The organism is Marinobacter zhanjiangensis, from assembly GCF_014651935.1.
Taxonomy (GTDB): Bacteria; Pseudomonadota; Gammaproteobacteria; order Pseudomonadales; family Oleiphilaceae; genus Marinobacter; species Marinobacter zhanjiangensis.
This window is the reverse complement of record NZ_BMXV01000001.1, coordinates 333,593-355,445: the sequence shown is the minus strand read 5'-3', so window position 1 is coordinate 355,445 and position 21,853 is coordinate 333,593. Positions and strand designations below refer to the sequence as shown.

21 protein-coding genes are annotated in these 21,853 nt (G+C 62.3%); 11 read left to right on the top strand and 10 right to left on the bottom strand.

Going from position 1 to position 21,853, the window contains the following annotated elements; genetic code table 11:
- Positions 1-88 precede the first annotated feature (88 nt).
- Genes IE079_RS01595 through IE079_RS01580 form a run of 4 tightly spaced genes read right to left on the bottom strand, consistent with a single transcriptional unit; the run spans position 89 to position 2,538 of the window.
- The gene (locus IE079_RS01595) at positions 89-979 is read right to left on the bottom strand and encodes a TonB family protein (protein ID WP_189571815.1); all 891 of its coding nucleotides are present in this window, start codon (positions 977-979) and stop codon (positions 89-91) included.
- Complete coding sequence (locus IE079_RS01590; RefSeq protein ID WP_189571812.1) at positions 976-1,389, bottom strand: ExbD/TolR family protein; 414 nt, start codon at positions 1,387-1,389, stop codon at positions 976-978. The genes IE079_RS01595 and IE079_RS01590 overlap by 4 nt, the downstream gene beginning before the upstream one ends.
- Positions 1,386-1,763 (bottom strand): ExbD/TolR family protein, encoded by a 378-nt coding sequence (locus tag IE079_RS01585; RefSeq protein WP_227712242.1) that lies wholly within the window; start codon positions 1,761-1,763, stop codon positions 1,386-1,388. Before IE079_RS01585 ends, IE079_RS01590 begins: the two co-directional genes overlap by 4 nt.
- Positions 1,764-1,782: 19 nt before the next feature.
- Positions 1,783-2,538: a MotA/TolQ/ExbB proton channel family protein gene (locus IE079_RS01580; protein ID WP_189571804.1), complete on the bottom strand. Its 756-nt coding sequence runs from the start codon at positions 2,536-2,538 to the stop codon at positions 1,783-1,785.
- A 260-nt stretch (positions 2,539-2,798) separates the two neighbouring features.
- Between IE079_RS01580 and IE079_RS01575 the strand changes: the two genes are divergently transcribed.
- Positions 2,799-4,763 carry a sensor domain-containing diguanylate cyclase gene (locus tag IE079_RS01575; RefSeq protein ID WP_194523915.1) on the top strand — a complete coding sequence of 655 codons (1,965 nt, stop codon included), beginning with the start codon at positions 2,799-2,801 and terminating at the stop codon, positions 4,761-4,763.
- A 21-nt stretch (positions 4,764-4,784) separates the two neighbouring features.
- Here the strand turns inward: IE079_RS01575 and IE079_RS01570 are convergent, their stop codons facing one another.
- Positions 4,785-5,546: a sulfite exporter TauE/SafE family protein gene (locus IE079_RS01570; RefSeq protein ID WP_189571801.1), complete on the bottom strand. Its 762-nt coding sequence runs from the start codon at positions 5,544-5,546 to the stop codon at positions 4,785-4,787.
- Between the two features lie 15 nt (positions 5,547-5,561).
- Positions 5,562-6,665 carry a lysozyme family protein gene (locus IE079_RS01565; RefSeq protein ID WP_227712240.1) on the bottom strand — a complete coding sequence of 368 codons (1,104 nt, stop codon included), beginning with the start codon at positions 6,663-6,665 and terminating at the stop codon, positions 5,562-5,564.
- Between the two features lie 147 nt (positions 6,666-6,812).
- On the opposite strand from IE079_RS01565, the gene IE079_RS01560 reads away from it, so the two are divergent.
- A complete protein-coding gene (locus IE079_RS01560; protein ID WP_189571798.1) occupies positions 6,813-8,300 on the top strand; it encodes an amidase in 1,488 nt (495 codons plus the stop codon).
- Positions 8,301-8,469: 169 nt separating this feature from the next.
- Positions 8,470-9,057, top strand: coding sequence for a hypothetical protein (locus tag IE079_RS01555; protein ID WP_189571795.1), 588 nt, complete (start codon positions 8,470-8,472; stop codon positions 9,055-9,057).
- 21 nt (positions 9,058-9,078) lie between these two features.
- Here IE079_RS01555 and IE079_RS01550 read toward each other — a convergent pair whose 3' ends face one another.
- Complete coding sequence (locus IE079_RS01550) at positions 9,079-10,470, bottom strand: HDOD domain-containing protein (RefSeq protein ID WP_189571791.1); 1,392 nt, start codon at positions 10,468-10,470, stop codon at positions 9,079-9,081.
- Positions 10,471-10,699: 229 nt separating this feature from the next.
- Here IE079_RS01550 and IE079_RS01545 point away from each other — a divergent pair, with 229 nt between their 5' ends.
- From IE079_RS01545 to IE079_RS01535, 3 genes are all read left to right on the top strand, one after another.
- Positions 10,700-11,707, top strand: a complete 1,008-nt coding sequence (locus tag IE079_RS01545; protein ID WP_189571788.1) for a methionine ABC transporter ATP-binding protein — start codon at positions 10,700-10,702, stop codon at positions 11,705-11,707.
- Positions 11,707-12,372 carry a methionine ABC transporter permease gene (locus tag IE079_RS01540; protein WP_189572893.1) on the top strand — a complete coding sequence of 222 codons (666 nt, stop codon included), beginning with the start codon at positions 11,707-11,709 and terminating at the stop codon, positions 12,370-12,372. Before IE079_RS01545 ends, IE079_RS01540 begins: the two co-directional genes overlap by 1 nt.
- 204 nt (positions 12,373-12,576) lie before the next feature.
- Positions 12,577-13,359, top strand: a complete 783-nt coding sequence (locus IE079_RS01535) for a MetQ/NlpA family ABC transporter substrate-binding protein (protein WP_189571784.1) — start codon at positions 12,577-12,579, stop codon at positions 13,357-13,359.
- A gap of 92 nt (positions 13,360-13,451) precedes the next feature.
- On the opposite strand, the gene IE079_RS01530 is transcribed toward IE079_RS01535, so the two are convergent.
- Complete coding sequence (locus IE079_RS01530; RefSeq protein ID WP_189571781.1) at positions 13,452-14,105, bottom strand: peroxiredoxin; 654 nt, start codon at positions 14,103-14,105, stop codon at positions 13,452-13,454.
- 199 nt (positions 14,106-14,304) lie between these two features.
- Complete coding sequence (locus IE079_RS01525) at positions 14,305-15,663, bottom strand: alanine/glycine:cation symporter family protein (RefSeq protein ID WP_189571778.1); 1,359 nt, start codon at positions 15,661-15,663, stop codon at positions 14,305-14,307.
- Positions 15,664-15,917: 254 nt separating this feature from the next.
- Here IE079_RS01525 and IE079_RS01520 point away from each other — a divergent pair, with 254 nt between their 5' ends.
- Together IE079_RS01520 and fghA are read left to right on the top strand one after the other, a co-directional pair.
- Positions 15,918-16,346: a CBS domain-containing protein gene (locus IE079_RS01520; protein ID WP_189572890.1), complete on the top strand. Its 429-nt coding sequence runs from the start codon at positions 15,918-15,920 to the stop codon at positions 16,344-16,346.
- Positions 16,347-16,394: 48 nt separating this feature from the next.
- Entirely contained in the window at positions 16,395-17,240 is an 846-nt protein-coding gene (gene fghA / locus IE079_RS01515) for an S-formylglutathione hydrolase (RefSeq protein WP_189571775.1), read from the top strand.
- 36 nt (positions 17,241-17,276) lie between these two features.
- Here the strand turns inward: fghA and IE079_RS01510 are convergent, their stop codons facing one another.
- A complete protein-coding gene (locus IE079_RS01510; protein WP_189571772.1) occupies positions 17,277-18,242 on the bottom strand; it encodes an NAD(P)H-quinone oxidoreductase in 966 nt (321 codons plus the stop codon).
- A gap of 257 nt (positions 18,243-18,499) precedes the next feature.
- Here IE079_RS01510 and IE079_RS19010 point away from each other — a divergent pair, with 257 nt between their 5' ends.
- The 3 genes from IE079_RS19010 to IE079_RS01495 are packed head-to-tail and all read left to right on the top strand — an operon-like array spanning position 18,500 to position 21,839.
- On the top strand, positions 18,500-19,714 hold the full coding sequence (locus IE079_RS19010) for a methyl-accepting chemotaxis protein (protein ID WP_308427754.1): 1,215 nt from the start codon (positions 18,500-18,502) through the stop codon (positions 19,712-19,714).
- Between the two features lie 28 nt (positions 19,715-19,742).
- On the top strand, positions 19,743-20,057 hold the full coding sequence (locus tag IE079_RS01500; protein ID WP_189571769.1) for an STAS domain-containing protein: 315 nt from the start codon (positions 19,743-19,745) through the stop codon (positions 20,055-20,057).
- A gap of 6 nt (positions 20,058-20,063) precedes the next feature.
- The gene (locus tag IE079_RS01495) at positions 20,064-21,839 is read left to right on the top strand and encodes an ATP-binding SpoIIE family protein phosphatase (protein ID WP_189571766.1); all 1,776 of its coding nucleotides are present in this window, start codon (positions 20,064-20,066) and stop codon (positions 21,837-21,839) included.
- Positions 21,840-21,853: the final 14 nt, after the last annotated feature.

Below are 21,853 nucleotides of genomic sequence, written 5' to 3'. Positions count from 1 at the left end.
GATTTGGAACCACCAAACCTTCACCAGCACGCCTAGCTCTTCGGCTTCTCAGAAGCTCATTAGGTTAAGGAATTAGCCAGACGGGACATTAGCGCAACTTGTACCCTACCGGCAGGGTGTAGGTAAAGCTTTGGCCGGTCATGGACTCGGGTACCTCCGGTAGCGGGCTGGCGTCACGCAACAGCTCCAGCGCGGCCTCATCAAGCAGCCTGTGGGAGGAAGAATCCCGCAGCCGGGCCTCCAGCAGTTTGCCGTTGCGGTCGAATTCGAAGATTACCACGGGCGTTCCCTCCTGGCCCAGGCGCCGGGCGCGACGGGGGTAGTCCCGGTAGCGTGCCAGATGGCTGGCCAGCTTGCCCAGGTACTGGTCCACGGCTTCATCGTCGCCGGCGACCAGTTCCACCTGCTCCTGCTGCGTCGCCTGGTCCGCTCCGACATCCGGTTCCGCTGTGTCCGCTGCGGATTCCGCCTCGACAGGCGACGAATCTGTCGCTTCGGGAGCCGGGGTTTCAGTGGCCGTGGGTTCCACCGGCTGTGGTTCAGGCTCGGGCTCTGGTTCCGGTCTTGGTTCGGGTTCCGGCGTGGGCTCTGGTTCAGGCTCTGGTTGTGGTTCAGGTTCAGGTTCAGGTTCGGGCTTTGGTTCTGGCTCTGGCTTTGGTTCTGGCTCTGGCTTTGGTTCTGGCTTTGGTTCTGGCTGTGGTTCAGGTTCGGGCACAGGTTCTGGTTCAGGCTCCGGTTCCGGTTTTGGCTCAGGTTCCGGCTTTGGTTCTGGCGCTGATTCCGGTTCCGATGGTTGCTCTTCCGGTTTCGACACAGGTGTGCCACCTGCCAGCGACACCTTCAGCGCCGGCCTGGTGACATTGGCATTGCCCTGGGTCTTCAGCTCCAGCGTCGGCACGGATGGTATGGCCAGCCACAGGGTCACCGCCGTCAGCAGCAGCGCGATCAGGAGAATGACGGCCCGGGCGGTGTTGCTCATTCCGCGGGCTCCGTCAGCAGGATGACTTCATCATGGCCGAGCTCCTCCAGCCTGCGGAACAGGGTGTCCAGCTCGCTCATGGCGGTGATGCCCGCGGCGCCGATGCGCAGCGGCTGGTCCAGTTCTCCGGCAGGCGGCAGGGCACTGGCGAGGTTATCCAGGGACACCGGCTCGTTGGTTACCAGGAACCGGCCCTGCCGGTCGATCACCAGGTCGGCCTCCGGTTGCTCGCCGGCCTCCGCTGCCGTCATCTCTGGCAGTTCCGGTAGTGGGGTATCGGTCAGCTGGCCCGCCACGATAAAGAACATCAGCAGCAGGAACACCAGGTTGATCAGCGGCAGCAGGCTGTCTTCCACCCGTTCCAGCAGCGTCTTGCGATCCTCAAAGGGTTCCGGGGTTAATGGGGTCATGGTGACGGCGTTGTCGTATTCCCGGAGGGTGAGCGTTGCCAGCGGGCGTCGATGCCGGCGTTGTCCAGGGTGCTCAGGGTGAGGGTGAAGCGATCCAGGGGCACGTCACCGTCGGTGGCCAGCCGGACTTCCCGGTGACCCGCACTGACCAGTTGCCGGCTGAGTGCCCGCGGCTGCCAGTTCCTCTCCTGCCAGCGTACCTCGCCGCTGGCCAGCAGCTGCAGTTGTGGCAGCGGTTCGCCATCACCGCCCCGGCCGGAAGCCGTGTCGTTTTCCAGCTCCAGGTAGCCGGTGGGCAGCAGGTAACTGGTCACCATGAAAAACACCAGCAGGATGAACACCACATCGATCAGGGGCGTCATCCGTATGGGCATGGGACGTGGGGGCCGGGGATTAACCAGCGGCATGGGCGACCCGGGCCGGCTGACGGGATTCTCTGGTTTCCACCGCGCGGTTGTCTTGCCGTGCCGGCTCCTGGCGGGCCTCGGCGGGCGCGGTGATTGTGCCCGCGTTGAGAATATCCAGCAGTTGCTCGTTCATCTGGCTGTTGAGCCGGCGCAGCCGGAACTCGGCCCAGGCGGCGATGGCCGCAAAGGGGATGGCAATCACCAGGCCGGCGGCGGTGGTGGTCAGCGCCTCGTAGATGCCACCACTGAGCTGGCTGGCACTGGCGCGCCCCTCGGTGGTGGCCATGGCACTGAAGGCTTCCATCATGCCCATGACCGTGCCCAGCAGGCCCAGCAGTGGCGCCAGAGCGGCAATGACTTCGATAATCTTCAGGGGCGCCTCGAAGGGTTGCAGGGCCTTCTGGGCACCCAGGGCGAGATTTTCCCGCAGGTTGTCCGATGGTTCGCCACTGTTGACGCCGGCCATGGCCCGGCGGGACAAGGCCAGCATCGGATTGCAGCGGGCGAAGAGCGAGCCGGATGATGCCGGTGGATGGCTACCGGACTGCTTCCACTGAGCGACTTCACGGCGGACCCGGCCATGGGACCGGGGGGCAAACAGTGCGCCGGTAACCGTCAGGTAGAAAAAGGTCAGCAGCCCCAGAACGGCCAGGGTGATCAGTACGTACATGACCGGGCCACCCATGGCAACCAGGTTTTGCAGGGGGGATTCCACGGAGTTCAGACTGGCGGTGTCAGGCATGGCATTGATCCCGATGGAAATAACAAGTTAACGAAAACGATAACAATTTTTATTAGTTTCTTCCAGTAAAACTATGGCTGCCCGGCAACGGGCCCGGGGTGGTCTGTTAGACTGCGGTCATCGGATCGGTGTATACGCGATTTGACGGACCCGGGCCGTTTGCCGCCCGACCCGACATCAATCCGGGTCCGGGTACCTGCAGGGCATACCGCGACGCATGAGGTTTGTGAGAGTGCCGACAACATCGGGGGAACGCATTAATGCGGGCATGGTTTGACCGGCTGGCAAACCGGGGCGTGGTGCTGTTTGTGGGTGCCATTGTACTGACCGTGGTCATTGTCAGTCTGGTGAATATGGCCATCAGCCGTCAGGAGCTTGAAGGCCAGACCCGCAGCCAGGTGGCCACCATGGCAGAAATGATTGCCTATGAGCTGGACCGGAAACTGACCGATCGATTCGGGGTGCTGGCGGAAGCGGCGGACGCCATGAAAATGGACGCCATTTCGTTTCGCCAGTTTTCCGGCCTGATCATGGAGCGCCAGCGCCCGGTCTCCCACCTGTTCGAGAACCTGTTCCTGTTTGACCAGCAGGGGCGGGTGCTGGAGAGCTATCCGGAAGTGCCCGAGGTGCAGGGTGCGGACCTTTCGGGACGTCAGTACTTCCGGGACACCGTAGCCCAGCTGACTCCGCAGATTTCACAACCTTTTTCCTCCCTGGTCCGGGAACTACCCACGGTGGTCATGACCGCTCCGGTGTTTGACCACAATGGCGCGATGGTGGGCATGCTGGCGGGGTCGATTGTGCTGACGTCCGACAATTTCCTGAGCGAGGTCAGCAGTACCGTTATCGGGGAGCAGGGATACATCAGCGTCATCACTCACGCAGGCTTGATTCTGGTGCAGGAGGGGTACTCCAGTGGCATAAAGGCCATTGATGCCGATAACCAGGCGGACCTGGCCGGGATGGGAGGGTTCGAAGGGGTGACCCGGGGACAGTCCCGCGGTGGAGAGCCAGCGCTGGTCGCGATCCAGCAGCTGAATATGGCCCCCTGGTTTGTATCCGCGACCTGGCCCCTGGAGGACGCCTATGCGCCTGCCAACCGCCTGGGGGAGGACCTGGCCTGGATCGCCGCCATGGTGGTGCTGGTGCTGATGCCCCTCGCATTCTACCTGTTCCGGCGCTACCTCAATCCGCTGGTGGATCTGGCGGAGCAGATCCGGGAACGTCACCTGGGTGTCCGGGAAGCGCCCGTGGATGCCGGTGGCTACCAGGAGTTCCGGGAGCTGGCGGATACCTTCAACCGGGTCATGTCTGAACGCGGTGAAGTGGAGGCCCGCCTGCGAGCCGAGCAGCAACGGGCAGACAGCATTCTCCGTGTTCTGCATGAGGGCGTGGTGATGACCGACACCCGGGGTAATATCCGCTACGCCAATGCCGCCGCCGCGGTCTTTCTCGGGCCGGTGGACAATCCGGTCGGGGGGGCTCTGTTCCAGCTGGTGTCTTTCGAGGCCGGAAACGAGGAATGGAGTGCCAGCCACTTTCTCGAGAGTGACGAAATTCATGCCATGGACGGCGTATTGCGAAACGAGAGCGGCCAGACGCTTGATGTGGAAATCACCATGCTCCACGTCAGCCGGGGCGAGCCGGACGAACGGCTGGTATTCGTGATCCGTGATGACAGTGAACGCCGGCAGCACGAGCAGCAACTGTCCTGGCAGGCGACCCACGATAGCCTGACCTCACTGCTCAACCGCCGGGCCTTCTCTGCTGACCTGGTAAAATGGCTGGGGCAGGCATCCAGCCTGGAGTCCCCGACGGTGCTGATAGTCATCGACCTGGATTACTTCAAGCCGGTCAACGATGAGGGCGGCCATTTGCTGGGAGATGAACTGCTGCGCCAGCTGGCCGGTCTCCTGCGGCGGTCGGTGCGCAGGTCGGATATGGTGGCCCGCCTCGGTGGCGACGAGTTTGCCATACTGCTGCCGGCGTGTGGCCTGGACCGTGCCCGCGAGCTGGCGGAACAGGTGCGTGCAGATATCGAAGCCTTCCGCCTGCAGAATGACGGCCACGACTTCGGGGTCACCGCCAGTATCGGCCTGACCGATCTGAGTGCAGCGGACAGCGGGCCGCGGGAGGTCATGGCCCGGGCCGATGAGGGGGCCTATGCCGCCAAGGCCCGGGGCCGTAACCAGGTGGTAGCGGTGCCTGCGACAGACGCAGGATAATGTCCCGGGCGGAACGCCAGATCAGCCCGCCCACTGCAGCCACGCCAGCCACAGCAAGCGGGCGGCCAGCAGTGTCAGGAGCACATTGAATACGTTACGAAAGGCGCGGTTTCCCAGCCGGCCCAGCAGACGCAACCCCAGCCAGGTACCGGCAAAGCCGCAGGCAATCATGGCCGCGAGGAACACCGCCCAGTCCCGGAACATGAAACCGGCGAGCCCGAACACCAATGCCTTGGGCAGGTGCTGCAGGGTCATGGCGGTGGCGAAGGTGGCCACGGTGGTGAAGCGATCTGTGTGAATCTGCTTGATAAAGGCCGCCACCAGCGGGCCCGTGGCGCCCACGAACAGTGATATGAAGCTGGTCAGCGCCGAAGCCGCCAGAATGCCGCCCCGGCCCAGGGCCATGGGGGGCAGCTTCGGACCCCAGCACAGGTACAGCACGAACAGGGCAATGGTCACCTGCCATGCCCAGGGTGGCAGGCTCACCAGCACCAGGCTGCCGGCCAGCGCGCCCAGCACAACACCGGGGGCGAACGCGGCGATGACGCGCCAGTCCACGTGCCGCCAGGTCAGGGTCATGCGCCCGGCGTTGGAGCCCAGCTGGATGATGCCATGGACCGGAATGACGGCGGCCGGTGGCACCCACATGGCCATCAGGGCCAGCAGCATGACACCACCGCCGGCGCCCAGTGCTGCGGTCACCATGGACGTGAACACCGAGCAGGCCAGCAGCAACAGGGCAATGTCCGGGGTCAGCCCTGGTGGCAGGAATGACAGCAACACATCCTCCGGCATGGTTCAGAACGAGCTGGAAACGGCCTGGGCCGCCAGTTCCACATCCGCCACATAATACAGCGATGCCAGCCCCAGTCGATCCCGGCCCAGATTGTGGAAGATCATGCCGAAGGCAATGTCGCCGGCGCTGAAGCGTTCATGGTTGTCGGCAAAATAGCGGGCGGGGCCGTTAAGGTCTTCGTCATCCAGCAGGCGGCGAATGCGGGTGGCCCCGCCGTGGTAGGCCTGGATCAGCAGCAGGGTAAACAGCCGCTGGCGTTTCGCTGTCGGCAGGGCGGCGAAATACTCGTTGATGGCCGGTTCCAGGATGCGGGCGTTCTGACTCATGAGCTTCATGGCACAGTCCAGTTGGGCAAGGCGGTGCCAGTGATTGCGCGTCGCCACACCACAGTCGGACAGTACCTGGGGCGTCAGCTGCATGACGCCCTTGGCATCGGCGGTGGAGTGGGCGCGGGTGCGTCCGCCGCTTTCGATCATCAGCATGCCGGCCAGATAGCGGGGCAGTTCGTCGGGCAGTGACTGGCGCTGTTGCTGGCTGCGGGTGTTGAAGACGTACAGCAGTGCCTCATGGAGCGTACCGGGCTTCTCCTGTGACGCGAAATCCAGGTCGTCCCAGAGGCCCCAGAGCCGAGCGCCGGGTTCTTCCCCCAGGTAGCGGTCGCGGGCCTCATCGAGCCGGGCATGGGGCTGGTCGCAGCCCAGGGCGAACGGGTAACCGGTGGTGCTGGTGTCGCCGGGGGTCCAGCCGGAGGCCCGGCCTTCCCGGGCCAGTTTCTCCCGCAGGCGGTTGAGACGTTGCTGGGTTTCCGCGCTGGTCTCCGCGTTACTGGTGTACCCCAGGAACTGGCCCCGGTGGTCGAACAGCAGGTGTCGCTCAGGGTCGGCGCAGTAACCGGACTCTTCCAGCACCCAGCGGCGTATGTCCAGCACATTGTTGTACACTCCCTGGCTGGACCAGTAGGGCGCGCTGCGGATAATGGCCTGCCAGTCTTCCACCGGAGCGGTGGGGTTGCTGTGGGCCAGCAGGGGGAGGCAGCACAGGATCAGTACACCTACCCTTCGGGGGTGGCGGGAAAGCCGGAAAAGGTGATGCATGGGGTCCTTCACTCGATGTCGCCTGGCGCGATCCGTTGCCGCCCAGACTCCAGTGGTGGATTTGTCGGCATGTCGCAGAACTACTGATAAACTCCAGAGAGTTATACGCAAGGTATACCTTAACTACATCCGGAATCCCAACAACAACGGATTAAGTCCATGAAACCTTCCGAGTACCTGCAATACGACGCCACGGGCCTGGCCGATCTGGTACGCCGGGGCGAAGTTTCCCGGTCAGAAGTCACCGAGGCCGCTATCGGGCGTGCTGAAGCCCTGAACCCTGCCCTCAATGCCATTTGTCTGCCCCAGTATAGTGAAGCCCGCCAGCAGGGCGCTGTTGACGGGCGCCTGGGTGGCGTTCCCATGCTGCTCAAGGACCTGGGGCAGGAACAGGCGGGCCAGCCCTGCAGCATGGGCAGCCGGGGGTTGCGGCACCGGATCATGGATCAGGATTCCGCGTATGTCACTCGGGCCCGTAGCGCCGGACTGGTCTTCCTGGGCCGCACGGCGACACCGGAATTCGGCCTCAAGGCAGTGACCGAGTCGGCCCTGTGGGGGCCGAGTCGGAACCCCTTGGGTAAAGACCATACGCCAGGCGGCTCCAGCGGCGGTTCCGGCGCTGCAGTGGCCGCTGGCATAGTGCCGGTGGCCGGTGCCAACGACGGCGGTGGTTCCATTCGTATTCCCGCCGCCTATAACGGCCTGGTGGGGCTCAAGCCCTCCCGCGGCCGGGTCTCCTGGGGCCCGCAGACCGGCGAAAGCTGGCTGGGCGCGGCGGACAACCATGTGGTGACCCGCACCGTCCGCGACTGTGCCGCCATGCTGGACGTGCTGGCGGGCCCGGTTACTGGCGACCCCTTCCGCATCGAGTCACCGCAGCGGTCATGGAGTGATCTGGCCGGCGAGACACCGGGCAAACTGCGAATCGGGCTGATTACCGGCTCACCCTATGGCGGTGATGTGCACCCGGACTGTGTGGCGGCGGTGCAGGATGCCGCCCGGTTGCTGGAGTCCCTCGGGCACGAGGTGGAGGAGGCCGCGCCGGCGGTGGACGGAGAAGCCCTGGCCCGGTGCTATCTGGGTATCTATTTCGGGGAGGTGCCGGCATTTATCGATATGGCCCTGGCGGAGGGGGCCGGCAAGGATGACTTTGAGCTGGATAGCCGGGTGCTGGCGATGCTGGGGCGCAGCTTTCCGTTACCGGAGTACGTCCGCATGCGCCAGCAATGGAATCACTTTGCCCGTAGCCTGGGGGCGTACTTCGGACAATACGATCTCTACCTGAGCCCGACCACCGCCCAGCCCCCGGCCACCATTGGTGAACTGGACCTGCCGCCGGTCATGAAAGTGGTGTCGAAACTGCTGGTGAAGGCCCGTGCCGGCAAGCTGCTGCATCGTACCGGCATGATTGACCAGCTCGCCATGGAAAGCCTGGCACGAACGCCGTTTACCCAGCTGGCCAACCTTACCGGCACGCCGGCCATCTCGCTGCCCCTGGGGTGGGATCCACTGGGTATGCCGGTGGGCGTTCAGTTCGGCGCGCCAAATGGCGGAGAAGCCCGGTTGCTGCAGCTCGCCGCCCAGCTGGAGGAGGCGGCGCCCTGGTACGGACGTTACGAGCAGCTCTGGCAAACCACCGGTGAATGATAAATATCAGGCTCGGACTTGTGATCTGACGCCGCAAACACCACGTTTATCTTTGGGGGCGTAACAGGCTATGCTGTGATTAACGGATCGCAGCGACCGCTGCCCCGTTCTCCGGAACCGGCCGTCGAGGCTGTTTCCACTTTATGATGGCATCGAGGAGGCGAGTACCATGAACCAACCGATGGCAATCGAAGAACTGGTGTCCGTAGCGCAGGCGGAAGCCATGGGTGAGCTGGATGCGCCGATCATGGCCATCGTGCTTTCCAGCGAGCAGAGCTACGACCTTCCCATCAACTCCCTTGAAACCGATGCCGACAAGGCCCGGTGGGCCCTGATCCTGCGTGCTGCGCGGGAACACGTTGAAGCAGACGCCGTGGCCCTGCTGTATCCGGCCTGGACCACCATCCGTCAGCGCAATGCAAAGACGGAAGCGCCGAAGGAGCAGGACGATGGTCCCGAACCTATCGATACGCTGTTCGTGCAGCTGCACACCCGCGACCGTATCTACTGGCGTGGTTTCGAACAGATTCGCGACCCCCGTCACCAGCGGATCGTGGGCTTCCGGACCATTGGCGCCCTGTCCAACGAATACGAACGGGAAGAGGCACCCTCGGTGACTGCCTGGCTCAACACCCTGTTCGAGCCGTTGCCGGAAGAGGGTGAGGAAACCGCCGTGGACCGTGAAATGGCGGACCTGCTGGAAGAGCCTGAAGTCAGTGCCGCACTCTATCCGCGGCAGATGCGGGCCTTGCACTGAAGCTGTGCCAGGACCCGGGCGCTACTGACCCGGGCGGCCGGCCATCAGTGTCAGGCAGAGCTGGGCATGCTGCAGGAAGTGGCTGAACGCCTGCAGGTGTTCCTCGCCGGGCTCATTGCCGTTGGCGCCGAAATCCGCGTAGAACATACCCAACATCCGGCCATTGGTCACCAGCGGCCCGATCAGGGCGGGTACCCTGCCAAGCCAGGGGTCAAAGTCCTGTTCCGGAGTCGGTTTGCGTGGCTGGTAGACGGTGCAGGTGTCCCGGGGCAGAAGTGCCCCCAGGGGTCCGCTGCCATTGCGTGGCACCATGAAATGGTTGCGCCAGCTATCGGTCTGCGGGCCTGCCCCCTTGCGCAGGATCAGGTAGCGACCTTCCCGGTCAGACATCAGCAGGGCCACCCGCTTGAGGCCAATGCCCCGCTGGATACCTTCCATCACCAGTTGGAAGACGGTATTCAGGTCCGGTTTTTCCGTCAGGCTCTGGGCCAGTTCCCTGAGGATTCGCAGTTGCAGGTCGGCATCGATGTCCGGTGGCGGTGGCGTTTCGATATCGCCGGTACCATCAGGCATCAGCGACTGAACCTGGGGAATGCCCAGGGACACGGCAACTTCGCCAGCTTCGCCCGCATTCAGCCTGACCCGGTCGCGGATGACGGCAGGGGGCTCGTCCAGCTCGCTCCCCAGGGTCTCCATCATGCGGTCCATCTCCGGCGTGCGCCAGCCATCCTCGGCCAGCTCCGCCATGGTCACCGCATGCCGGGCCAGCCGGCTGGCATTGGAGTTGGCGCGACTGGATGACACCACGTCACGAATGAAGGGGCCAAGGGCCCAGGCTTCCGCCAGCCCGCGGGTAATTTCCGGGAAGGTGGTGTGAAGTACGGCCTTTTGCGCTTCCACGTCGGGCTTGCCGGCCCTGAGAGCCTGTTCGAGCTCACTGGCCTGTTCGGTGTCACAGGCCCAGAATGTCAGCTCGCCGATGTTCATCAGCAGCGCGCCGATGAATACTTCCTCCTGGGCCTGGTCATTGCGCCTGGGCAGCAGGTTGCGGGCCTGCACCGCCGCATGAATGGCCCGGGCCAGGCACTTGAGCAGGTGCGGGCGAGAGGAGCGCTTGAGCAGCGAGTCCACGATCAGCGAGGAGATCGCCATGGACTTTACCGAGTCGAATCCGATCAGGGTGATGGCACGGCTGACGGTGCTGACCTGTACCCGGGTCTGGTTGTAGAACACGGTGTTGGACAGCCGTAGCACCTGGGAGGTGAGCTGGGCATCGTTGATGATCACTTCAGCCAGCTGGTTGACGGTGCTGCTGTCACTGTCTGTGAGCTCGTTGATCCGTTTCAGCGTATTGGCCAGCACGGGAAGCTCGACACGGCTGAGGTAGGAGACCCATGCCTGGGTGGAGGTCATCCTTGTCTCTGGGGATGTCGGGTCGCTCACGGTATGCGGTGCCTCTGGATAATAAGTGTACTTGTAAACCAGATAAGCATACTACACCTTGCCGGCATCGCCCCGGCCCGTGATACCAACGGATACAAAATCCAACATTCGGGTTTGCCAGGTGATTGCGTTATAATCAGCGGCTTTTCGTGCCGTGCCCACAAGGTGTCGGCCAGCACCTCAGGAAGGTTCGTGACTTGTGATTGAACTCGACCAGGTTCAGAAATCCTATCAGGTGGGTGACCGGGCGATCCCTGCGTTGAAGCCCACCGACCTGACCATCGACACCGGCGAGGTGTTCGGAATTGTCGGCCATTCCGGTGCCGGCAAATCCACCCTGGTAAGGCTGATCAACCTGCTGGAACGGCCCACCGGCGGGCGGGTGCTGGTGGACGGCGAGAACGTTACCCACTACGACGCCGCCGAGCTGCGGGCGTTCCGGCGCAAGGTGGGCATGATCTTCCAGCACTTCAATCTGCTGTCGTCGCGGACCGTGGCGGACAATATTGCCTTTCCCATGAAGCTGGCGGGGATCTATTCGAAGGCGGAGATCCGCTCCCGGGTGGCGGAGTTGCTGGCCCTGGTCAGTCTGACCGACCAGGGCAACAAGTACCCGTCGCAGCTCTCCGGTGGCCAGAAGCAGCGGGTGGGTGTTGCCCGGGCGCTGGCGTGCCGGCCCACCATCCTGTTGTGTGACGAGGCCACCAGTGCCCTCGACCCGCAAACCACGCAATCGGTGCTGCGCCTGCTGGCGGAGATCAACCGCGAGCTGGGGCTGACCATTGTGCTGATCACCCACGAGATGGATGTGGTGCGGCGGATCTGCGACCGGGTGGCGGTAATGGACGGTGGCGAGATTGTGGAGAGCGGGCCGGTAACGGATGTTTTCCTGCACCCGGAGCATCCCACCACCCGGGATTTTGTCTTCGAGAGCGAGAATATTGACCGGGAGGAGCTGGAGCGGGACTTCAATCAGGCCAGTGGCCGGATCCTGCGGCTGACCTTTCGGGGCGAGAGCACTTACAAGCCCTTGCTGGGGCATGTGGCGCGGGCGTCCGGGGTGGATTTCAGCATCCTGTCCGGCCGTATCGACCACATCAAGGATACGCCCTATGGCCAGCTGACCCTGTCCCTGGTGGGCGGTGACCTGGAGAAGGCCATGGCGGAATTTGATGCCGCGGATGTCCATGTGGAGGTGGTGCGATGATGGAATCACTGCTGGGTAACGTGGACTGGATGGAGATCGGGTGGGCCAGCTGGGACACTCTGGTAATGGTGGGCATGTCGCTGTTGTTCAGTGTGGTGATCGGTCTGCCCACGGGCGTGTTGCTGTTCCTGACCGGCAAGCGGCAGTTGCTGGAGCAGCCGGTGGCCTATGCCATCCTGTCGTTTGTGGTGAATGTACTGCGGTCGGTGCCGTTTATCATTCTGCTGATTGTGATGATTCCGGTGACGGTGATGATCATCGGCACGTCACTGGGGGTGGCGGGCGCGATTCCGCCGCTGGTGGCCGGTGGTGCGCCGTTCTTTGCCCGTCTGGTTGAGACGTCCCTGCGGGAGGTGGACCGGGGCATTATCGAGGCCACCCAGGCCATGGGCGCCAATGTCCGCCAGATCGTATTGGGCGCGCTGTTGCCGGAGGCTTTGCCGGGCATAATTGCCGGTATTACGGTGACGGCGATTACCCTGGTGTCCTATGCGGCCATGTCCGGTGTTGTCGGTGGTGGCGGTCTGGGTGATCTGGCGATACGTTTCGGTTATCAACGGTTCCAGACGGACGTCATGGTGATTACTGTGGCTCTTCTGGTGGTGTTTGTGCAGTTGCTGCAGATGCTGGGCGACCGGCTGGTTTTGTATTTCAGCCGCAAGTAGATATGCCTGTGGGCTTGGGGGGAGGTTGCCCGGTTCGGTGGCCTTTTTCCGGACACGCCCGGCAAGTACATCCCTGTAGGGCTCGACGAGCGCCGTCCCTGGCGCTCGACGGTCCGGAAAAAGGCCCCCGAACCGGGCGCCCCGGACAGTTTTCGTGCCTGCTTGGCCACACCTTATTATTGAGTATCATCTGGAGGTAGTGTTATGAATCTGAAGAAAACCCTGATTGGCCTGACCGCATTCGCGGCCTTTTCCGGCGCACAGGCGGAAGAAACCCTGTCGGTAGCGGCCACGGCTGTGCCCCACGCAGAAATTCTGGAATTTGTTAAGCCAAGCCTGAAGGAACAGGGTGTGGATCTGCAGGTGAAGGTGTTCACTGACTACGTCCAGCCCAACATTCAGGTGGATCAGGAGCGGATGGACGCCAACTTCTTCCAGCACCAGCCATACCTGGACGAGTTCAATGATGGTCGGGGTACCGATCTGGTGACCGTGACCGGCGTGCATGTGGAGCCGTTCGGTGCCTATTCGCAGAAAGTGGATTCTTTGGATGCGCTGGAAGAAGGCGCCACTGTAGCCATCCCCAATGACCCGACTAACGGCGGTCGTGCGCTTCTGCTGCTGCAGGACGCTGGTGTGATCAAGCTGAAGGATGAGAGCAAGATCACTGCGACTCCGCGGGATATTGCCGAGAACCCGAAGAACCTGGACTTCAAGGAACTGGAAGCCGCAACCCTGCCCCGTATCCTGAACCAGGTGGATCTGGCGCTGATCAATACCAACTATGCGCTGGAAGCGGGTCTGAACCCGGCGGAAGACGCGCTGGTGATCGAGGGTGAGAACTCTCCCTACGTGAACATCCTGGTGGCTCGTCCTGATAACAAGGACTCCGAAGCCATGCAGAAGCTGGCTGACGCGCTGACGTCAGAGGACGTGCGCGAGTTCATTAACACGCAGTATGAAGGGGCGGTTGTGCCGGCGTTCTGATGTCGGTGGATGTCTCCCGGCTCCCCTGAGTCGGAACCGTAAAAAAGCCGGCCAGGTTTCCCTGGCCGGCTTTTTTGTGCGCCGTTGGCTTATTACTCGCCGGACCAGTTTGATCTGGGGTCCGGTGTCATGCGCAGGTAGGACTTCACGGCCTTGTAGCCTTTCGGGAAGCGTTCCTTGATCTCGTCCTCGTCCTGCAGTGAGGGCACGATAACCACATCTTCGCCCCGCTCCCAGTTGCCCGGGGTGGCGACCTTGTGCTCGTCAGTCATTTGCAGGGAATCCACTACCCGCAGAACTTCGTTGAAGTTGCGGCCGGTGCTGGCCGGGTAGGTGATGATCAGGCGGATCTTCTTGTTCGGATCAATCACGAACAGGGAGCGGACCGTCAGGCTGCTATCGGCATTGGGATGGATCATGTCGTACTTCTCGGACACGGTGCGATCCTGGTCCGCGATGATCGGGAAATTCACTTCGCAGCCCTGGGTTTCGTTGATGTCGTTGATCCACTCCTTGTGGGAGTCCACCGGGTCCACGCTCAGAGCGATGGCCTTGACGTTGCGCTTGGCAAATTCGTCCTTCAGCTTGGCGGTCAGGCCCAGCTCGGTGGTGCACACTGGCGTGAAGTCGGCCGGGTGGGAGAACAGAATGCCCCAGCCGTCACCCAGCCACTCGTGAAAGCGGATGGTGCCTTCACTGCTGTCCTGTTCGAAGTCGGGTGCGGTGTCGCCTAGACGTAAACTCATAGCTTTTCCTCCGTTATTGATACTGCGACCTGCAGGCCTCTGCATGGCCCATCGTGTTGGCAGTGTGTGGATCTTCCGGCCCACCGTTAGCGACCGGGTGCCGGAAACTCCGTTGTTTGTTGGTTATTTATGGGACCGGTGCAGCCATTCAACAAGGGTATGGCCGTACCGGTTTTATATTTTTTGGTCATGTTCATAGTCAGCTGCCGACACGGCGCTCGTTCTCGAAGTGCTCTCTGGTCAGGCGGAACACCACCGGGCTGAGCAGGATCAGGGCCACCAGGTTGGGCAGTGCCATCATTGCATTGAGGGTGTCCGCCAGCAGCCAGACGAAGCCCAGGTTGAGGGTTGCGCCGATGGGAATGGCGATAATCCACAGTACCCGGTAGGGCACGATGGCCTTGACGCCGAACAGGAATTCGACGCTGCGCTCACCGTAGAAGGACCAGCCCAGGATGGTGGTGAAGGCGAAGATCGCCAGTGAGATGGCCACCACGTAGTTGCCACCGGGGAAGCCCAGGGCAAAGGCGTCGGCGGTGAGTGCCGCCCCGGATTCGCCGCTGCTCCAGGCGCCGGTAGATATGATTACCATGCCGGTGATGGTGCACACGATGATGGTGTCAATGAAGGTGCCCAGCATGGCCACCATGCCCTGGTTGATGGGGTTTCGGGTCTGCGCGGCGGCATGGGCGATGGGGGCCGAGCCCAGGCCGGCCTCGTTGGAGAAGATGCCGCGGGCAACACCGAAGCGGATGGCGGCCCATACGGCGGCGCCGGCAAAACCACCCTCGGCGGCGGTACCGGTAAAGGCATCGCTGAACACCATGGCGAAAGCGGCAGGCAGTTCGGCGGCATGAACCGCCAGCACGATCAGGCCGATGATGACGTAGGAAATGGCCATCAGCGGTACCAGGGCGCTGGCTACCTGTCCGATACGGCGGATGCCGCCGATCAGCACCAGACCCACCAGTGCCGCCAGCACCAGACCGGTGAGCCAGTGAGGCAGGGCAAAGTTGGTCTGCAATACGTCCGCCACCGAGTTGGCCTGCACGGTATTGCCAATGCCGAAGCCGGCGATGGCGGCAAAGATGGCAAAGAGCACGCCCAGCCAGGCCCAGTTCTTGCCCAGGCCGTTGCGGATGTAGTACATGGGGCCGCCCACATGAGCGCCCCGTTCATCCACCTCGCGGAATTTCACCGCCAGTACCGCCTCGGAATACTTGGTGGCCATGCCCACCAGGGCCGTCAGCCACATCCAGAACAGGGCCCCGGGACCGCCCAGGAAGACGGCGGTGGCGACACCGGCAATGTTACCGGTGCCGATGGTGGCGGAGAGGGCGGTCATCAGCGCCTGGAAGGGTGGGATTTCACCCTCCGATTCCGCGTCACCGCCGGTACGGCCTTTCCACATCAGCCGGAAGCCTTCCCCCAGGCGGAGGATTGGCATCAGTTTCAGGCCCAGGCTCAGGAACAGGCCCACGCCCAGGATCAGGACCAGCATGGGCGGGCCCCAGACCAGTCCATTGATAAATGACACAGCGTTGCTGATTGCTTCCATGGTGTGCTCCGTTGCAATTCCCCCGGGCGACAGGGGCCGCGGCAGGGGGGCGATAAGGTAATGGGGAATCCAGTTGCAGTTTAGTCACTGGTTACCGGATGTAAATGTTTCAAATCAGCAAGTTGGGTAATCGGACACATTCAGGTGAGTTAATGACATTTCGTTTTCGCGGGTTCTTGCCTAAGGTAGGGGCGTATGCGGCAGTTTTTTGTTGAAACCGTAACGGGACGAAAACGAACAGGAGGACGTTCATGATGCGCTCACTGAAAGCGTCGGACATCATGTGGAACCATATAGAACCGGTCAGGCTGGGTACCCCCCTGCCGGCTGTCGTGAAACATTTGCTCCAGAACCATGTCACCGGGCTTCCGGTCGTGGATAATGGCCGCAAAGTGGTGGGGTTTGTGTCGGAGCAGGACTGCATCCACGCGCTGCTGGTCAGCAACTATCACGGCGAGGGCGAGCCCTCGGTAGACGACGTAATGAAGGCCGAGCCGGTGACCATCAGCCCGGAGATGTCCGTGGTAGACCTGGCCCAGAACCTCGGGCACGGCAGGCCCAAGGTCTATCCGGTTGAGGATCATGGCCGTCTGGTGGGTATCGTTACCCGCACATCTATCCTGGCGGAACTGGCCCGGGTGGGTGCCGGTATTGATGTGGGGCGCTTTGCCGCGGCCGACTGACCTTACCCACCGCCACTCTTTTCACTGCGAATAACCGGGAGATGAGGTATGGAACGTCTGGCAAGTAATGTCTGTTTCGGAGGCGAGCACCGTCGCTATCGGCACCGGTCAGCGGTGCTGGATTGTGACATGGAGTTTGCCGTGTTCCTGCCACCGGTCGCCGTCGGGCGCGAGCCCAGAACTGTGCCGGCGCTTTACTGGCTGTCCGGCCTGACCTGCACCGACCAGAACTTCATGCAGAAGGCCGGTGCCCAGCGCCGCGCCGCCGAGCTGGGCATGGCGATTGTCTGCCCGGATACCAGCCCTCGGGGCCTGGGCCTGCCAGGGGAGGACGACAGTTACGATTTCGGCACAGGCGCCGGCTTCTATGTAAATGCCACCCGGGAGCCCTGGGCAAGGCACTATCGCATGCACGATTACGTGGTGGCGGAGTTGCCGGCGTTACTGGAGAGCGAGCTGCCGATTACCGGACAGCGCGGCATCAGTGGGCATTCCATGGGTGGGCATGGGGCGCTGGTCTGTGCCCTGAGAAATCCCGGCCAGTACCAGTCCGTATCGGCTTTTGCTCCCATCGCCAACCCGAGCAACTGTCCCTGGGGCCGCAAGGCATTCAGCGGATACCTGGGTGATGATGAGCAGGCCTGGCGGGAGTGGGACGCCACCCTGCTGATTCCGGAAGTTCGGGAACGCCTGCCCCTGCTGATCGATCAGGGCACGGCGGATGAATTCCTGGAGGAGCAACTGGCGCCTGATGCGCTGGTGGATGCCTGTGAAAAGGTCCACCACCATATTGATCTACGGATGCGCCGGGGTTACGACCACAGTTACTTCTTTATTGCGTCGTTTATTGACGACCATCTGGACCATCACGCCCGGGCCCTTGGCCTGAAGTGAGCGCGATGGTCACGATGATTGGACGGCGCGGAGCGGTCAGGGGTTGACCGCCAGCAGTACTTTGCCGGTGCTTTCGTTGCTGGCGAGGTAGGCGAGGGCGTCGTTGGCCTGTTCGACCGGCCAGGTCCGGTCGATAACCGGTTTTATCTCACCGTTGGCCAGTCTCGGCCAGACATGCTCGTAAAGGGCATCCATGACCTCGCCCTTCACACTGACTGGCTGTGCCCTCAGAGTTGAGCCCATCACCCGCTGGCGCTTCATCAGCATGGCGCCGGTATTCAATTTCGCCTCCATGCCGCCCATCAGGCCGATCAGCACGATCCGGCCTTCCATGTTCAGACACTTCTGATTCTCGCCGATGTAGTCGCCACCGACCGGGTCCAGCACCATGTCGGCACCGCCCCATTCCTTCACCGCGTCGGCGAAGGAGCCGTTATGGCGGTTCCAGGTACCGGTGGCCCCCAGGCTGCGGCAGAAGTCGAGCTTGTCGTCGCTGCCGGCGGTGGCAAATACCGGGTTGCCCATGGCGATGGCCAGCTGGATGGTGGCGGTGCCCAGGCCACTGGCTGCGGCATGGACCAGTACCCGCTCGCCTGGTGTCACCCCGGCGACCATGTACAGGTTCATCCAGGCCGTGGCGAACACTTCCGGCAGGGCAGCGGCCTGCTCCAGGGAAAGCCCGGCGGGTATCGGCAGAACCTGCGCCGATGGCACGTTGACCTGGCTGGCGTAACCGCCGCCGGTAAGCAGGGCACAGACCTTGTCACCGGGTTCCAGGTGGGAGACATCATCGCCAACGGCAGCCACCCGGCCGCTGACTTCCAGGCCGAGAATCTCCGAGGCACCCGGGGGCGGCGGGTAGGCGCCCTTGCTTTGCATCAGGTCGGCCCGGTTCATGCCCGCCCAGGACACGTCGATGGCCACTTCGCTGGGGGCCGGGTCCGGCTGGTCCGGGTGTTCTTCCCACGTGAGCAGGTTTTCTTTTACGGCGATGGCTTTCATGGCAACTCCTGTTGGAGAAAGGGATGGTCTGGCGGCTGCGCCCGAATCCTGTTCCTGGCTTCCGCTTCCTGACATCTTTCTGACAGGTGTGGCGGAAAAGCAGCGCCCGTTTTATGAATTTGCAGATCAAGTTATCACCTGAGCTGCGGTTAAAGAAATCACAACCTATTACATTAATTAACATCCATGCCGATAGCGAACGCGTATATCGTCGCCGTTAGTCATCGCTTTGCCAGCATATTTGAGGAGTTCGGTCCTTGTCCGATTACAGCGTAGCGGTGTCATGCGCACTCGCAGATGCCCAAAAAAAGCTGACGGTAACCACCGTGTGCGTGCTGATGGTCATTGTGCTGGCCACCCTGTGGCAGCCATCGGCACCGGTGCTGACCGGCCTGGTGCTGGCAGGGGCCGTGGTTCTTCTGGGTGCCCTGGTGGTGGTTTTCGGCCAGCTTCGGACGCAGGCGGACAGCCTGTTGACGAATGAAAGCCGGCATGAAGAAGGCCTGTACCAGCTGCTGCAGTCAGTGATTCAGTCCGAGCAGGCTATGTTGAGTGACTTGCAGGGAGAGTCTGACCAGATCCGCGCCTTGCTGGATGATGCCGTGCCGGAACTGGGCGATCTTTTCATTCGCCTGGAGTCCCATACCCGTCGTCAGCAGGACGTCATGGCGCCATTTGCCGGGGAATCCTCGGCCGATTCCGGCCCCGGCTATCGGCAGATGGTATCGGACGTGGGTGACGTCATGGGGCGTTTCGTGGACACGATCGTGGACATGAGCCGGGTATCGGTGGAACTGGTGGACGTGATGGAGCAGATCTCCTCGGAGATGGAATCCGTCTATCTGACACTGGAAGACATGGATGCCATCTCCGCCCAGACCAACCTGCTGGCCATCAATGCCGCTATCGAAGCGGCCCGGGCCGGCGAGTCCGGTCGTGGTTTCGCGGTGGTGGCCACCGAAGTGCAGTCCCTGTCCCGGCGGGCCGCGGAATTCAGCGAGCAGATCCGCGGCAAGGTTGGCCACGCCCGCTCTCATGTGGCCCGTGCGGAAAAGTCCATCAACGACATGGCCAGCCAGGACATGAACTTCTCGCTGCAGTCCAAACGCTCGGTGGACAGTCTGATGGCGGAAGTGGAAGAACTGGACCAGACCCGCAGTTCGGCCGTAACCGAGCTCGGTGATATTGCCGCCCAGGTGCAGCAGGACGTGGGCGAGATCGTCACCCGCATGCAGTTCCAGGACATGGTCACCCAGGTGATCCAGCGTATCCAGGAACGCATTGCCCTGGTGGAGCGCCATTGCGGGATTCTGGAAGAGGAGCTGGACTCCGCCCGGGGCGGGCAGCTGAACGAAGGCCAGGTGGATACCCTGACGCGTCGTCTGTCCACGCTCCGGGAAGAATACGATGCCATCCGCGACAGCGCGGTCAGTCAACGCAATATGTCGGGAGGAAGTGTGGACCTGTTCTGAACGGGCTGCGGTTCCAGGAGTAGTTGTGATGCAATTCCACGTTAACAGCACTATCCACCAGGGTGTCGCCACCCTTGCCTTGCAGGGAAGGTTTGATTTCAGCCAGTACTCGCTGTTCAAGGAACAACAGGAAAAGATGCTGGCCGAGCCGGGACTCAAGGCCGTGGTGCTGGACCTGCGGAGTCTGGACTACCTCGACAGTGCTGCTCTGGGCATTATGCTGGTGCTGCTGGACCGGGCCCGGGAGGTCAACGCGCCAGTCACCATTCGCAACGCGCAAGGTGTGGTGAGAGAGATACTCGATGTGGCGCATTTCGATCGCATGTTTACCATCGAGGACTGAGAGACCGTGTCTGACCTGACCATGACCCCGCCAGACACCGGCCACGAAAGTACGCCCGTCCAGTCATTGCGAGTGTTACTGGCGGACGATGACGTCGCCACACGGTTACTGATCCGCGGCTTTCTGGAACGCCAGGGGCACCGGGTAGTGGAAGCGGCCAATGGTGAAGATGCCCTGCGTGCTTTCCACGCCAGGCCGGATTTCCAGCTGTTTATTGTCGACGTCACCATGCCGATCATGGATGGACTTTCCCTGTGCCGGGCGCTTAAAGAAACCCTGGCTTCCTGGGTTCCCCTGATCCTGATCAGCGCCAATGACCAGGAAAATGACCAGGTTCAGGGTCTGGATATCGGCGCCGACTATTACATGACCAAGCCCATCAGCTTTCCGCTGCTCACTGCCACGGTGAAAGCGGCGCAACGGGTGGCGCTGCTGTACAACGACCTGCGGCAGAAGAATGCGGCGCTACAGCGCTACTACAACAAGAACCGGGCCGACAATGATCTGGCCAGGCAGCTGCTGGAGAAGATCACCCGGGCCGGGGAAAACCGGGTGGTGGACGCGCAATATGTGGTTACGCCCGCCGGTGACTTCAGTGGCGACATGATCGTCTCGGTGCGCAGCATGGCCCAGCGCCATTACTGTTTCGTGGCGGATGCCACTGGCCATGGTCTGCCGGCGGCCATCACCCTGATGCCGGCGGTGGAAACCTTCTATCAGCTGGCGGAAGAAGGCTATGCCCTGTCCACCATTGCCCGGGAGCTCAACGACCGCCTCCAGAAAAGCCTGCCCCGGGGGCATTTCCTGGCGGCCACGCTGATCATGCTGGAGCCCCACACCCATCGCCTGGAAGTCTGGAACGGCGGCAGCCCCCCGGCCTACCTGCTGGAGCCGGAAAGCCGTGAAATCACCGCCAAGTTCACGGCCCGGCATCCGCCGCTGGGTGTGCTGGCGCCGGACCTTTTCGAGAGTGATATCGAGTCGACCATTTTCCACCCGAGCCAGACCCTGGTGGCTTGTACCGACGGAGTGGTGGAAGTGGAATCGCCGGATGGCCGCATGTTTGGCAGCAGAGGGCTGGAGCAGTTGCTCACCGACCCGGAGCGAAACGAAGACCTGGTGGAGGCGGTGTCGGACTGCCTCGACCGGTTTGCCGGTTCAAGGCAGCCCCTGGACGACCAGACTCTGCTGGTGCTGCCATTGGCCAGCCTGTCCCGGTCCAGCATAGGGGGAGTGCCTGTCATTCGCGAGCAAGACGAGACGGATGGTGCGGATCCGGTCAGCGGTGGCTGGTATTTCAGCCTGGGCGTGAGGGGAAATGCCCTGAAGGAGGCCGAATTGGCCCCCATGGTGAGCAAGGTGCTGGCAGAGATCGGACTGTCCGGCCAGTCCGCCGACCGGGCCCAGGTGTGTGTCATCGAATTGCTGAGTAACGCCATCGATCACGGGGTGTTGGGGCTGGACTCGCAGATGAAACATCAGCCCGATGGTTTCGAGATCTACTTCCAGGAGCGTCAGCAGCGCCTGCAGAGGCTCGCGGAAGGGGGTGTGTTCCTGCGGGCCAGTCTTGACCGCCACAAGGACAAGGCGGTGTTGCGAGTCTCCATCAGCGACACCGGCGAAGGTTTTGAAGATATGAAGGCTCCGGCCGATAACCACTATCCCAGTGGCCGTGGTCTGAAACTGGTGGAAAAACTGTCGGACCGGCTGCGGTTCCATGACGGTGGAGCCACTTCCGAATTCGATATCGTGGTGGATGCGGTGACGTCGGCCCCACGCTGAACCCCGCCCAACCC

Excerpts from the sequence above, each read along its gene's own strand:
- IE079_RS01550 (WP_189571791.1), bottom strand. The coding sequence starts at position 10,470 with ATGACCTCCACCCAGGCATGGGTCTCCTACCTCAGCCGTGTCGAGCTT.
- IE079_RS01535 (WP_189571784.1), top strand. The coding sequence starts at position 12,577 with ATGAATCTGAAGAAAACCCTGATTGGCCTGACCGCATTCGCGGCCTTT.
- IE079_RS01540 (WP_189572893.1), top strand. The coding sequence starts at position 11,707 with ATGGAATCACTGCTGGGTAACGTGGACTGGATGGAGATCGGGTGGGCC.
- IE079_RS01555 (WP_189571795.1), top strand. The coding sequence starts at position 8,470 with ATGAACCAACCGATGGCAATCGAAGAACTGGTGTCCGTAGCGCAGGCG.
- IE079_RS01525 (WP_189571778.1), bottom strand. The coding sequence starts at position 15,663 with ATGGAAGCAATCAGCAACGCTGTGTCATTTATCAATGGACTGGTCTGG.
- IE079_RS01560 (WP_189571798.1), top strand. The coding sequence starts at position 6,813 with ATGAAACCTTCCGAGTACCTGCAATACGACGCCACGGGCCTGGCCGAT.
- IE079_RS01595 (WP_189571815.1), bottom strand. The coding sequence starts at position 979 with ATGAGCAACACCGCCCGGGCCGTCATTCTCCTGATCGCGCTGCTGCTG.
- IE079_RS01590 (WP_189571812.1), bottom strand. The coding sequence starts at position 1,389 with ATGACCCCATTAACCCCGGAACCCTTTGAGGATCGCAAGACGCTGCTG.
- IE079_RS01580 (WP_189571804.1), bottom strand. The coding sequence starts at position 2,538 with ATGCCTGACACCGCCAGTCTGAACTCCGTGGAATCCCCCCTGCAAAAC.
- IE079_RS01510 (WP_189571772.1), bottom strand. The coding sequence starts at position 18,242 with ATGAAAGCCATCGCCGTAAAAGAAAACCTGCTCACGTGGGAAGAACAC.
- fghA (WP_189571775.1), top strand. The coding sequence starts at position 16,395 with ATGGAACGTCTGGCAAGTAATGTCTGTTTCGGAGGCGAGCACCGTCGC.
- IE079_RS01500 (WP_189571769.1), top strand. The coding sequence starts at position 19,743 with ATGCAATTCCACGTTAACAGCACTATCCACCAGGGTGTCGCCACCCTT.
- IE079_RS01520 (WP_189572890.1), top strand. The coding sequence starts at position 15,918 with ATGCGCTCACTGAAAGCGTCGGACATCATGTGGAACCATATAGAACCG.
- IE079_RS01530 (WP_189571781.1), bottom strand. The coding sequence starts at position 14,105 with ATGAGTTTACGTCTAGGCGACACCGCACCCGACTTCGAACAGGACAGC.
- IE079_RS01575 (WP_194523915.1), top strand. The coding sequence starts at position 2,799 with ATGCGGGCATGGTTTGACCGGCTGGCAAACCGGGGCGTGGTGCTGTTT.
- IE079_RS01585 (WP_227712242.1), bottom strand. The coding sequence starts at position 1,763 with ATGCCCATACGGATGACGCCCCTGATCGATGTGGTGTTCATCCTGCTG.